The 12,865-nt window shown below is 59.2% G+C and carries 10 protein-coding genes; 5 read left to right on the top strand and 5 right to left on the bottom strand.

Features of this window, described 5'->3' with window-relative positions; translation table 11 throughout:
• Positions 1-11: 11 nt before the first annotated feature.
• The 4 genes from WCJ41_RS07305 to WCJ41_RS07290 are packed head-to-tail and all read right to left on the bottom strand — an operon-like array spanning position 12 to position 4,700.
• Complete coding sequence (locus tag WCJ41_RS07305) at positions 12-878, bottom strand: sugar ABC transporter permease (RefSeq protein ID WP_336905186.1); 867 nt, start codon at positions 876-878, stop codon at positions 12-14.
• A gap of 2 nt (positions 879-880) precedes the next feature.
• Complete coding sequence (locus tag WCJ41_RS07300) at positions 881-1,951, bottom strand: ABC transporter ATP-binding protein (protein WP_336905185.1); 1,071 nt, start codon at positions 1,949-1,951, stop codon at positions 881-883.
• 10 nt (positions 1,952-1,961) lie between these two features.
• Positions 1,962-3,086: an ABC transporter ATP-binding protein gene (locus tag WCJ41_RS07295; RefSeq protein ID WP_336905184.1), complete on the bottom strand. Its 1,125-nt coding sequence runs from the start codon at positions 3,084-3,086 to the stop codon at positions 1,962-1,964.
• A gap of 48 nt (positions 3,087-3,134) precedes the next feature.
• Positions 3,135-4,700, bottom strand: a complete 1,566-nt coding sequence (locus WCJ41_RS07290; protein WP_336905183.1) for an FGGY-family carbohydrate kinase — start codon at positions 4,698-4,700, stop codon at positions 3,135-3,137.
• Between the two features lie 252 nt (positions 4,701-4,952).
• Between WCJ41_RS07290 and WCJ41_RS07285 the strand changes: the two genes are divergently transcribed.
• Positions 4,953-6,689, top strand: a complete 1,737-nt coding sequence (locus tag WCJ41_RS07285; RefSeq protein ID WP_336905182.1) for a glycerol-3-phosphate dehydrogenase/oxidase — start codon at positions 4,953-4,955, stop codon at positions 6,687-6,689.
• Here WCJ41_RS07285 and xylB read toward each other — a convergent pair.
• Positions 6,669-8,147, bottom strand: coding sequence for a xylulokinase (gene xylB / locus WCJ41_RS07280; RefSeq protein WP_336905181.1), 1,479 nt, complete (start codon positions 8,145-8,147; stop codon positions 6,669-6,671). The genes WCJ41_RS07285 and xylB overlap by 21 nt on opposite strands.
• Before the next feature lie 341 nt (positions 8,148-8,488).
• Here xylB and glpD point away from each other — a divergent pair, with 341 nt between their 5' ends.
• The 4 genes from glpD to WCJ41_RS07260 all read left to right on the top strand — a co-directional run bounded on the left by glpD (position 8,489) and on the right by WCJ41_RS07260 (position 12,814).
• Positions 8,489-10,003 (top strand): glycerol-3-phosphate dehydrogenase, encoded by a 1,515-nt coding sequence (gene glpD / locus WCJ41_RS07275; protein ID WP_336905180.1) that lies wholly within the window; start codon positions 8,489-8,491, stop codon positions 10,001-10,003.
• Between the two features lie 3 nt (positions 10,004-10,006).
• Positions 10,007-11,491, top strand: coding sequence for a glycerol kinase GlpK (gene glpK, locus WCJ41_RS07270; RefSeq protein ID WP_336905179.1), 1,485 nt, complete (start codon positions 10,007-10,009; stop codon positions 11,489-11,491).
• 235 nt (positions 11,492-11,726) lie between these two features.
• Positions 11,727-12,434 carry a methyltransferase domain-containing protein gene (locus WCJ41_RS07265; protein WP_336905178.1) on the top strand — a complete coding sequence of 236 codons (708 nt, stop codon included), beginning with the start codon at positions 11,727-11,729 and terminating at the stop codon, positions 12,432-12,434.
• Entirely contained in the window at positions 12,431-12,814 is a 384-nt protein-coding gene (locus tag WCJ41_RS07260; protein ID WP_336905177.1) for a GtrA family protein, read from the top strand. Before WCJ41_RS07265 ends, WCJ41_RS07260 begins: the two co-directional genes overlap by 4 nt.
• Positions 12,815-12,865 lie beyond the last annotated feature (51 nt).

The following is a 12,865-nucleotide window of genomic DNA, read 5'->3' as shown; positions in this document are numbered from 1 at the left end:
ATGCAGTCGCCTCAGTTTTCAGCGTCGCTGCTCGTCATGACGGTATAGAATACCCATGAGAGCAGCAGGATGATCAGGAAGTAGATCAGTGACATCGCAGCGGCCGGTCCAAGGTCGAACTGGCCGATCGCCATCTTCACGAGATCGATCGAAAGGAAGGTCGTGGAAGTGCCCGGGCCACCGCCGGTAACCACGAAGGGCTCCGTATAGATCATGAAGGAGTCCATGAAGCGCAACAGGAACGCGATCAGCAGCACGCGCTTCATCTTGGGGAGTTGGATGTAGCGGAACACTGACCAGCGGGACGCTCCGTCGATGCGCGCGGCCTGGTAATAGGCGTCTGGAATGGAGACGAGGCCGGCATAGGCCAGCAACACCACCAGGCTGGTCCAGTGCCAGACATCCATGACCACAACGGTGATCCACGCATGAAGAGGATCGGAGGCATAGTTGAACTGAATGCCGATCTTGGCGAGGCTGTAGCCGAGAAGGCCGATGTCAGACCGGCAGAGCAACTGCCAGATGGTGCCCACCACGTTCCAAGGAATGAGAAGCGGCATGGCCATGGTGACGAGGCAGATCGGCACCCAGATGCCGCGGCGCGGCATGTTCAGCGCGATGAAGACGCCGAGCGGAATTTCGATCAGAAGAACGATGGCTGAGAACAGGAGGTTGCGGTACAGCGCGCCCCAGAATCGTTCAGACTCGAGGATTTCGGTGAACCACTCTGTTCCTGCCCAGAAGAACTGGTTGTTCCCGAACGTGTCTTGCACAGAGTAGTTGACCACCGTCATCAACGGAACGATGGCCGAGAAGGCGACGATCAGGAAGGCCGGCAGAACCATGAACCAGGCTTTGTTGTTCCAGGTCTTTTCCATGATCAGGCCTCCCGTCCGACGCGCCAGGAATCGGCATAGATGTTAACGCCTTCGGGACGGAACACGACATGGGGGTCCGCCGGGATCTCGGCTTCCTCCTTGACGACGATCGATACGGCCTGGCCGGCAAAATCGGCGCGGACGATCTTCAGGCGGCCGATATCTTCCACCTTGCGGATGCTGAGGGGAAAGCCAGTGCGCGAGATTTCCATGAATTCCGGCCTGATGCCGAGCTCTGCTTTCTGGCCATCCTTGATCTTCGGAGCGTAGCCGAGATCAATATGCATGCCACCCACATGGGCCTGGCTACCATCGACCTTCACCGGAAAGACATTCATGCCCGGTGATCCGATGAAATAACCTACAAAAGTGTGCTTGGGCTTCTCGAACAATTCGGCCGGCGTGCCGATCTGAACGATCTGGCCATCATACATTACCACCACCTTGTCGGCGAATGTGAGCGCCTCGGTCTGGTCATGCGTCACATAGACCATGGTAAACGCCGACTGGCGGTGAAGGCTCTTCAGCTGCGAACGAAGAACCCATTTCATGTGCGGGTCGATCACGGTCAGAGGTTCGTCGAAGAGAATTGCGTTCACATCGGCACGAACGAGGCCGCGTCCAAGCGAAATCTTCTGCTTAAGGTCCGCAGTAAGGCCTCGGGCCTTCTTCTGTGCGCGGTCTGTCAGCTCCAGCATGCCGAGAATTTCCCGCACACGCTTGTCGACCTGGTCTTCCGGAACGTGCCTGTTGCGCAGCGGAAAAGCGAGATTGTCGTAGACGGTCATCGTGTCATAGACGACGGGAAACTGGAACACCTGCGCGATGTTGCGCTCTTCAGTGGACAGTTGGGTGACATCCTGTCCGTTGAAGAGGATGCGCCCTTCCGAAGGTCGCACCAGTCCTGAAATGATGTTGAGCAGCGTGGTCTTGCCACAACCCGATGGCCCCAGCAGTGCATATGCGCCGCCATCGTTCCACTCGTGGTTCACCTCGCGCAGGGCATAATCATGCGGAGACGTCGGGCGCATCCCATAGGCGTGACGGATGTGTTCGAGATTGATCCTGGCCATTACCCTGCCCTCACCCGTCTTGCCGTGTTGTTGCAGATGCCCGGGAAGCCAAAGATCTGCCATCTTCGCCGAACGCCATCAAGTGACGGGTGTCAACGAAGACATCAATATCGAGTGATGGATCAAGGTCACGCACGCCGTGCGACAGCATCACCCAGCGCGACTTGCCGTGGCGAACGTGGATGAAGCTCTCGGATCCGGCGATTTCTGAAATCTGTGTGGTGACGGCCAGATGTGGCGCGCCGGCAAACGGCGCGGAGAGTGACAGGTGATGCGGTTGTATTGCCAAGGTGACGGGGCCGTCAGCGATCCCGGCGAGTTGCCTAGGCACCGGCAGCGTAAGGGCGGGCTGCTGCCCCTCCGCGCCTGAATCCCAGTCCACCAGGGCAAATTGCTCTCCACGCTTGATCGCCGCCACGGTGTTGAGCGGCGGATCGGCGAAAGTGCTGGCTGTGATCAGATCATGTGGATGGCGATAGACCGATATTGTCTTGCCGAACTGGCTCACCCGGCCCTCGTGGAGAGTTGCCGTATTGCCGCCCAGGAGCAGGGCCTCCGATGGTTCCGTCGTAGCATAGACGAAGATCGATCCTGAGGCAGCAAAGATCTTGGGAAGCTCCTCGCGCATTTCCTCCCGAAGCTTGTAATCGAGATTTGCGAGAGGCTCATCCAGCAACACCAGTCCGGCCTTCTTCACGATGGCACGCGCCAGCGCTGTGCGCTGCTGCTGGCCGCCCGAAAGGCTGAGCGGGAGACGTTGAAGGAAGGGTGTGAGGCGCATGAGCTCCGCCACCTTCTTCACTTCGCGGTCAATCACGTCGCGCTTTTCACCGGCAACCTTCAGCGGAGATGCGATGTTGTCGTAAACAGTCATCGACGGGTAGTTGATGAACTGCTGATAGACCATGGCCACATTGCGGTTCTGCACCGAAACGCCGGCGACATTCTTGCCATCGAAGCGGACTTCACCGGTGGTCGGTTTCTCGAGGCCTGCCATGAGCCGCAGCAGTGTCGTCTTGCCAGACAGCGTTGGTCCCAGAAGCACATTCAGGCTGCCGCGCTCCAGCACCAGGTTGGTCGGATGGATATGCGTCTGGGCGCCGGACACCTTGGTGATGTCAATAAGCTCAAGCATGGAATGCCGCACCTCTCGGCGTCTGTCGCGATATGTAGAACGATTGGTTCATGCGGCCGATGCCTTCCTGGCTGGTGTATCCGGTTGTAGCGTCGTTGCACGCTTGGTCTTCTTCCACGCAGCGACGCTTGTCTCGACCGCCGAACAGTAAAGGGCATACTTGTCGGACAGCGCCCCTGCTCGATCCGGGTCTGGCTCAAGCCTGCTCTCGACTTTCACCATGTTCTTGATGGCGCTTGGAACATCCTTGTAGGCACCGGTCGCAACGGCACCGCAGATTGCGCCGCCCTTGGCTCCAAGTTCCGTACCGCTGGCGATTTCGACGGGAAGACCAAGGCCATCGGCAAACATCTGTGACCATACTCGGCTTCGTGAAGGACCGCCCGCAAGGCGAATGACATCGGGTTGGGCAGCATCGGGGCCATTGAGGAGATAGGTGAGGTCGGTGCGATGAGCGAACACGACCCCCTCATAGATAGCCCTCAGGAGGTCAGGCATTGTTGAACTTGCGGTGAGGCCGGCAAAGCCAGCCGGTGCGCCGCGCGGCCCGTCATAAAGGAAGGGAAAAAACTGGATGCGGCTCTCACGCGGAAGCGTTCCCGCCACCATTTCATTGCAGATCTCATAGATGCTGCGGCCCTGCGCACGGGCCAGGTCAGCCTCTGCCCGCATCGCGGTCTTGCAGAACCACTCGAGATTGCTCGCAGACGTCGGTGTGGCCGTTGTTGCCAGGATCTGGCCGGCTACGGGATAGGGTGTCTGGATATGGGGAAGCGGGCTCAGTGCCGGCTTGCGGTGCAACGTGGAATGAATGCTGAAGGTGCCGGCGACAGCCGCAAGCTGGCTGGCCTGCTGCACACCGGATGCCAGCGAGCAGCCAACCACATCATAAACTCCGCGGACAACCGGCGTTCCAGCCTTGAGGCCGGTTTGTGCGGCAACGTTGTCGTTGATCTTGCCAGCCACTTCCGTGGGCGAGCCAACCGGCGGAAGCTTGCTCAGCCAGCCTTCAAGTGATGTCAGCTTGAAGACATCCGACGAAATCTCCGAACGGCTTACATTGAGTATGCCTGCGCAGCCCGCATCGGTCGGATCGGTTGAAATGTCGCCACACAGCCGAAAGCGCAGGTAATCCTTGCATGACAGCACGTGAGCCGTGCGGCCGAGGGTGCCGGGTTCATTGGCCTGCATCCAGGCCAGAATGGCAAGTGTCTGCCCCGGCCAAACTTGCTGCTCGATCACGTCCGAAACCTGTTCCCGAAGGCCGGTTTCATTCCAGTATTCGATGAGCGGAACGGAGCGCGTATCGGTTGAGACAAGCCCATTGCGCACAGGCGCGCCATCGCGATCGATCAGGTAGACGCCACCACCATAGCCCGATGGCGTGATGGCTATGATATCGGCGGGATTGGTTCCGGTCCTGTCCAGGAGGGTTCGGATGGACAGGCACGTTGCGGCCCACATGTGGTCTGCATCGCGCTCGGTCCAGCCCTGTTCGGGCAAAAGCATGACGTTCGGTTGCCGTTCGCAGGCAATTTCATTGCCCGCGACGTCAAACAGCACGACCTTGGTCATCGTACCGCCGGCATCAATGCCGATCAGGCGCTCTCGCAATATCCCTCCCTTCCGACCGGTCCGCTGTGTTTACAGTCTGACATGGGCAACAAGGCCTGCCCGATCTTGTTGGGGCTCAGGCTAGTTCAAGGAAAAGCATTGTCAATCCGCAACGGCAGAAAATTGTTTTATGGCATAAGCATTTGTTTTTAGGGGATTATGACTTTTGCCATTCTGCAGGATCGGCATTTTCCCATTTAACCAGAAATAAAATTTCCGTATTACGGCGTGAATTGAAGCCCACATGAAAGAGTGACCGTGCGCAACCGGAATGAAGTGCTCAGTTTACTGCGCGAGCAGCAGGCATCGGTCACGCCTGTGCTCATCGCAGGTGCTGGAATCAATGGCATCGGCCTCTATCGGGATCTCGCCCTGCAGGGCGTCCCGGCAGTCCTTATCGACAAGGGGGATTTTTCCTCCGGCACCAGTGCAGCACCGTCACGGCTCATCCACGGCGGTCTGCGCTATCTCGAAACCGGGGAATTTTCTCTCGTAAGGGAAAGCGTCATCGAACGAAACCACCTGCTGGTGAATGCTTCGCACCTCGTCAAGCCGCTTCCCACCTGGGTACCGGGGTTCAGCTGGTTCGGCGGTGCATCTTCGGCCGTGCTGCGTTTCCTTGGTCTGACGAAGAGCCCGGGAGCAAAGGGCATCCTCGTCGTGAAGCTCGGGCTCGTTTTCTACGACTGGTTCTCGCGCGGCACCCGCACCATGCCGAAGCATCGCATCGTATCCCGCTCGGCCAGCCTCAAGCAGATGCCGATGCTCTCCCAGTCAGTCTGTGCCGTCGCTGAGTATTATGATGCGAGGCTCGTGCATCCGGAGCGGCTTGCCCTCGAGCTCATCAAGAATGCCGAGCGAGACTGCCCGGCCTCTGTTGCCATTCCCTACCTCTCGCTCGCGGGAATGGAGGGAGACCGCGTCATACTCAAAGATGAAATCTCCCAGGAGAGCTTCACCATCCAAGCTAGCGCGGTGGTGAATTGTGCCGGAGCATGGGCCGACGTCGTCAACCGCAAGCTTGGCATCGATGAGCGGTTGATCGGCGGAACGCGCGGCTCTCACCTCGTGATGCGCAGGCCTGATCTTTCCGCCCAGCTCGGTGAGTGCATGTTGTATTTCGAGACGCACGATCATCGTGCCTGCCTGGTCTACCCCCTCGATGATGATCTCATTCTCCTCGGCACCACGGATATCCGTGATGAATCGCCAGACAGCCCTGTCTGCTCCAGCGAAGAAATCGACTATCTGTTCAAGGTTCTGGACGAGGTTCTGCCCGGCAGCAATGCAAGGCGGGACGAGATCGTCTTTGCCTATTCCGGCATCAGGCCATTGCCCCGCAGTAATGACTCCGCGACTGGCGCCATCAGCCGTGACCACGCCTTCAAGGTGTTTGAGCCTGAGGGCAGCCGCCCCTTTCCCGTGATGACGTTGGTGGGTGGAAAGTGGACAACCTACCGTGCCTGTGCGGAGGACAATTGCAAGGTGTTGCTGCAACGAATGGGCCTGCCGCATCTGCGCAGTACGCTTGACCAGCCGATCGGCGGAAGTGCCGGACTTCCAAGAGACGAGCAAGGACTTCGCGATTTCGCAGCACAAATTGCGCGGCACTCAAAAATTCAGGACAAGGTGGCTGCAGATCTTGTCAGCCGCTACGGCAGCCAGGCGGGCGATGTTGCCCACGCCGTCGCGCAGGCGCCGAGGCCACTTGCCGGAAACCCTCGTTACTTTGAAGGCGAAATCCGCTGGATCATCCGCGACGAACGTACAACGCGACTCTCTGACATCATTCTGCGGCGCACCCTGTTGCCATTCGAGGATGGCTTGTCAAAGCCCCTGATCGAGGACATCGCAGGCATTGCCGCTACCGAACTGGGGTGGAGCGATGAGCGGCTCAGCATGGAAACCGAGGAAGCATTGAGCGCCCTGACCGCGCTCCATCGCGTTCCTTCACTCAACGCAACGCAGTCAGAGCCGCTTTCCCAGTGAGGCTGACGTTCGCCTGACTTCGGGGATCGCCTGCAGCCAGTCTGCATAGGCATCGGCGTAGTGCTGCGCAAAATTGCGGTCCGGTTCAATCGTACGGCTTATCTTGGGAAGCTGCAGAACCGCCATCGGATCAGCGCCGGTATTGGCAATCAGGGCAAGGCGGGCAGCACCGAAGGCAGCGCCCAGTTCACTGGAAGCAGGAACGCGAAGCTCGACACCGAGGCAGGTGGCGATCATCGACAGCCAGAGATCGGAACGCGAGCCACCGCCGATGGCAAGCAAGCGGTCAATCGAGGTTCCGGTGGCGCGGAAGGCATCCGCACACTCGCGCAAGGCAAAGGCAACGCCCTGCATCACCGCCCGTGTCAGTGTGGCATCGTCTGTCGAGTGCTGGAGTCCGATCAGTGCGGCCCGGATCTCGGCATCGCTGCGCGGCGACCAGCAGCCATCGAGAAACGGCACGAACAGCACCTGGCTCGGGGCCCCAGGAACCGAACCAAGCTCCATCACCAATTCCACGGGGCTGCGCTTCAGCAGGCGGGCAAGCCAGTTGAGGCACGAGGTGGCGGAGAGAATGACGGACATCTGGTGCCAGACACCCGGCACCGAATGGCAAAGCGCTTCAATCGCGAAGTCGTGGCTCGTTCGGGCTTGCTGCATGGCCACGAACAGCACGCCTGATGTGCCGAGAGAGACTGTGCCCTCACCCTCGGAAATCACTCCTGTTCCACATGCCCCGCAGGCATTGTCCCCACCTCCGGCAGCGATGGTGACAGGCCCATCGATGCCCCAGCGACTCGCGAGATCCCGGCGCAACTGGCCTGTCACTTCGGTCCCCTCGTGCAGGCTCGGCATCTGGTCCAGGCGCATGTCCGTGGCGGCAAGCAGCGTGTCGGACCACTCTCGCCGGGCGACATTCATCCACATGGTACCGCTGGAATCGGCCATGTCCGACGCCTTGTCGCCGGAAAGCAGCAGGCGAACATAGTCCTTCGGCAACAAAACCTTGGCCGTCCTGCGGAACACGTCTGGCTCATGATCGCGCAGCCACGCCAGTTTGCTTGCCGTAACCCCGGGCGTTGGCTTCCGGCAAGCGATGTCGACAATGCCGGGTACCCGGTTCGTGAGATCCGCGCACTGGCGCTCAGATCGCGTGTCGTTCCAGAGTATGGCCGGGCGGAGTGGCTTGTCATCCGTGCCAAGCACGGTTGCGCCATACATCTGGCCCGAAAGCCCGATGCCCTTGATGGCAGCCGTCTCACGCGGATTGTTGGCCGCCAGGCCATCAAGCGTCTGGCAGACTGCGGCCCACCAATGTTCCGGATCTTGTTCGGACCATCCGCGATGCGGGCGTGAAACCTCGAGTGGACGGGAAGACTGTTCGGCAATGATGTGCTGGTCGGCATCAATGAGGATGGATTTGACACCGGACGTACCGAGATCGATGCCAAGAAACATGCTAGAACCTCCACGCGTGCAGGGCATGGGCACTGTCCCGCACCAGGCCGCAGACTGTTCCACATCGCTTCCATGAGCGTCAACGACCGATCAGCGAACGTCCCGGCGCACCGTGATCTTTGTCTCATGGTGCCACTGGCAATGGAAAATTCATCCTGCAAAGGCCAGCGAGGCTCGCACCCACCCAATCACGTACTTGAATCATGCGGGTAAAGCCGCATAACATAAGGCCCAAATCGGCCGGATCGACGCTTCGATCCCACACCGGAACACATCTAGCGACCGACCGAAGTACTTTCTCAGGGAACAGCCGTGATCGACAGTAAACCAGGTTCTGCCGAATGATTTATGACCTTTTCATCATCGGCGGAGGCGTCAATGGCTGCGGCATCGCGCGTGATGCCTCCGGCCGTGGCCTGAAGGTATTCCTTGCCGAGCAGGGCGACCTCGCATCCGGCACGTCGAGCGCCTCGACCAAGCTCATCCATGGCGGCCTTCGTTACCTCGAGCATTATGAGTTCCGCCTCGTGCGCGAGGCGCTGATCGAGCGTGAAGTTCTCCTCAAGGCGGCGCCGCACATCATCTGGCCGCTGCGCTTCGTGCTGCCCTATCACAACGGCCTTCGCCCATGGCCCATTCTGCGCATGGGGCTGTTCCTCTATGATCACCTGGGTGGCCGCAAGATTCTCCCGCCCACCCGCAGCGTGAACCTGCGTACCGACGTGACGGGACAGCCGCTGAAGCCGCAATATGTTCGCGGCTACGAATACTCCGACTGCTGGGTTGAAGATGCACGCCTTGTCGTTCTGAACGCCCGCGATGCACAGGCAAAGGGCGCTGTGATCCGCACACGCAGCAAGTGCACCTCCGCACGACGCGTCGGGAACCTGTGGGAGATGACAATCGAAACCGAAAGTGGCTGCCTGGAAACGATACGCGCCAAGGCGTTGATCAATTCCGCCGGCCCCTGGGTAAGCCAGGTCCTGGGCGCTGTCGTCGGCCGCAACGATCCTGACAAGATCCGCATGGTGAAGGGCAGCCACATGGTCGTGGACAAGCTCTACGATCACGACCGTTGCTACATCTTCCAGAACGCCGATAGCCGCATCTGCTTCGCGATTCCCTATGAGCGCAACTTCACGCTAATCGGCACGACGGACGAGGACCACAAGGGCGACCCTGGCAAGCCACACATCTCCGAAGCGGAATCAGCATACCTTCTCAAGGCCGTGAGCGAGTACTTCAAGAAGCCCGTCACGCAGGACATGGTTCGCTGGGCCTATTCAGGCATCCGGCCACTCTACGACGACGGTGCCTCGAAGGCGCAGGAGGCGACACGCGACTATGTGCTGAAGCTCGATCATCCCGAGGGCGGAGCACCGCTGCTTTCGGTGTTCGGCGGCAAGATCACCACCTTCCGCAGGCTTTCCGAACACGCGATGGAGAAGATCCAGCCCTTCTTCCCCCAGATGGGAAAGCCCTGGACGCATGATGCCTCGCTGCCAGGGGGCGACTTCGGATATGACGCGGTTGAGCAGCACATCGCCAGCCTCACGCGCAAATATCCTTTCCTCGACGAGGTTACTGTCCGTCGCCTGTTCCGTGCCTATGGCACGGATGCGGAACGCATGCTCGGCGATGCCAGTTCCACTGCCGACATGGGCCAGAGCTTCGGACCCTTGAGCGAGCGTGAGGTCGACTGGCTGCGCGAGAAGGAGTGGGCCTACAGCGCCGATGACGTCCTGTGGCGCCGCTCGAAGCTTGGTCTCCACACCACGAAGGCGGAGCAGGAGGCCTTGCGGTCTTACATGTCAACCGCCAACGCGGTGCAGGAACTGAAGCGCGTGGGGGGCTGAAGCATGGCGGACATGATACTTGCAATCGACCAGGGAACGACCTCGTCACGCGCAATCGTGTTTGATGCGAAGCTGAAGCCCGTCTCCGTGGGCCAGAAGGAGTTTCGCCAGTTCTATCCCAAGTCTGGCTGGGTGGAGCATGATCCTGAGGAGATTTGGTCTTCCGTGCTTGCCACCTGCAAGTCCGCGCTGCGCAAGTCCAAGGCAAAACCTTCTTCGGTGAAGGCCATCGGCATCACCAATCAGCGCGAGACTGTGGTGATCTGGAACCGCCGCACCGGCAAGCCCATCCATAAGGCGATTGTCTGGCAGGATCGGCGCACCGCGGCCTTCTGCGAGGCACTGAAGGCCAAGGGCCATGAACCTCTCTTCGGCAAGAAGACCGGCCTGCTGCTTGATCCCTACTTCTCCGGCACCAAGATTCGCTGGCTGCTCGACAATGTGAAGGGTGCGAGAGAGAAGGCCTCACGCGGCGAACTTGCCTTCGGCACGATCGACAGCTTCCTGATCTGGCGCCTCACGGGTGGCAAGGTACATGCAACAGATGCCACCAACGCTTCGCGCACCCTTCTGTTCAACATCCACACCGGCGAATGGGACGAGGAGTTGCTGCGCATTCTCGACATCCCAAGGAGCCTCCTGCCCGAAGTAAAGGACTGCGCCGCCGACTTCGGCACCACGACAGCGGAACTCTTCGGGTCCGCAATCCCGATCCGCGGCGTGGCGGGTGACCAGCAGGCCGCGAGCATCGGCCAAGCCTGCTTCGAACCGGGCATGATGAAGGCAACCTATGGCACGGGCTGCTTTGCGCTGCTCAACACGGGTACCAATGCCGTGCTATCCCGCAACCGGCTGCTAACCACTATTGCCTACCAGCTCGACGGCAAGCGCACATACGCACTCGAGGGTGCTATCTTCATTGCCGGCGCCGGCGTGCAGTGGCTGCGCGATGGCCTGAAGCTGGTGAAGACGGCGGGAGAGACAGGCAGGCTCGCCGAGGGAGCCGACCCCACACAGCATGTCTATCTGGTCCCGGCCTTCGTCGGACTTGGCGCTCCCTACTGGAATGCCGAGGCGCGCGGCGCGATCTTCGGCCTCACCCGTGCCACGACGGCAAAGGAGCTGGCCAAGGCGACGCTGGAGTCTGTCTGCTACCAGACCCGCGACCTGCTGGAGGCGATGCGCAAGGATATGGGCCAAGCCCAGAAAACCACCCTCCGCGTCGATGGAGGCATGTCAGCCTCGGACTGGACCATGCAATACCTGTCCGACATACTGGATGCGCCGGTGGACCGCCCGCCCATTCTGGAAACCACAGCTCTGGGCGTCGCCTACCTTGCGGGGCTCAAGATTGACCTCTTCCCGGAACCCTCCCGCTTCGCCAAGTCGTGGAAGAAGCAGAAGCGATTCACGCCCAAGATGAAACCCGCCGAGCGCGACGCAAGATACGCAGGCTGGAAGGATGCAGTACGGAAGCTGCTCGCCTGATCCGTTACCCTTCCGGATTTGGTGCCTAGACCAGCATCGTCGTTGTCCAGTGTGGAGGCGAAATGGATTTCGCCGCACACGCATTGAAGCAACCCGCGCATTTTCGATGCGCATCGCCGATGAGGCATGAGTGACACCAAAGTCAATCGAGCTGCCAATCTGGGATATGTCTATTATATGATGATAAAGGGTCGCTGATATACGGTGACCAACGCTTGGCAAACACTGGGACGTAATGGACCTCAAAGAACAAAATGCTCTTGGTTCTCAGGCCGACTCTCATTGGTACTATGTTTCCAAGGCAAGAATGATTGCAGGTCACTTGCCGGCAAGGCGCCGGCTCGTCTTGGACGTCGGAGCCGGTATCGGCTGGTTCGGCAAGTGGCTCATAGGAAACAGTGGCGTTGCGGAAGTTGTGTGCGTCGACCCCGGCTATGACGTTCCTGATCAAACGGTCGATTACATGGGCCATCGTCTGCGGTTCGTTCGATCAGTCAAGGAAACAGACGCCGACGTCGTTTTGCTGATGGATGTTCTGGAACACGTCGATGACGACGTAGCCGTCCTGAAGCAATACTGGGAGTTGGCGCGGCCTGGAACGACGTTCATCATTACTGTTCCTGCGTTCAATTTCCTGTGGAGTGCCCACGACGATTTTCTCGAACATCGCCGGCGCTATACAATAGGAAGTCTGCGCAAAACGATCATCCATGCGGGGGCGCAACCACAATCGATGCATTACTTTTTCGCTGCTGTTCTGCCTGTTGCTGCAGCAGTGCGATGTCTGCGTCGCGGTCGCGTTCCGGAAGGGTCTGACATGGCGGCTGTACCTAACTTCGTGAACTCATTCTTAACCATGGTGTGCGGGCTGGAAAGGCGGCTTTCACGCTTCAACAAAATCGGCGGGCTGTCGGTCGTGGCCGTTCTCAAGAAGCCTGAATGACAAATCTCGTCGAAGAATTCTTTCGAATGGCAAGGTTCGGTGCCGTAGGGTTGATTTCCACACTTGTTCATTTTCTGGTGGCAATTACCGTGGGACACTTTGTCGACACTTCATCGGTCATCTTGATGAACACCTGTGGGTTCCTGGTCGCGCTGGTCGTATCATTCTTTGGGCACTATCATGTGACCTTCTCGAGCTCGCAAATCTATAAGCATGCCTTTGCAAAGTTCTTTCTCGTTGCACTGGGCGCCTTTGCAGCCAGCTCACTTACCATCGTCTTGGCCAGCTATGCCCAGCTTCCGGACATCTGGAGATTATTCGTGGGAGCCATGATCATTCCGATCATTAGCTACATTGCAAACAAGAAGCTCGTATTCTGATGCAGAGGGATTGAGTCGTGGCGCAGAACCAGCAGACGAATGCAAAAATGG

The organism is Aestuariivirga sp. (genome assembly GCF_037139295.1).
GTDB lineage: Bacteria > Pseudomonadota > Alphaproteobacteria > Rhizobiales > Aestuariivirgaceae > Aestuariivirga.
This window is presented reverse-complemented; position numbering and strand designations above follow the sequence as displayed.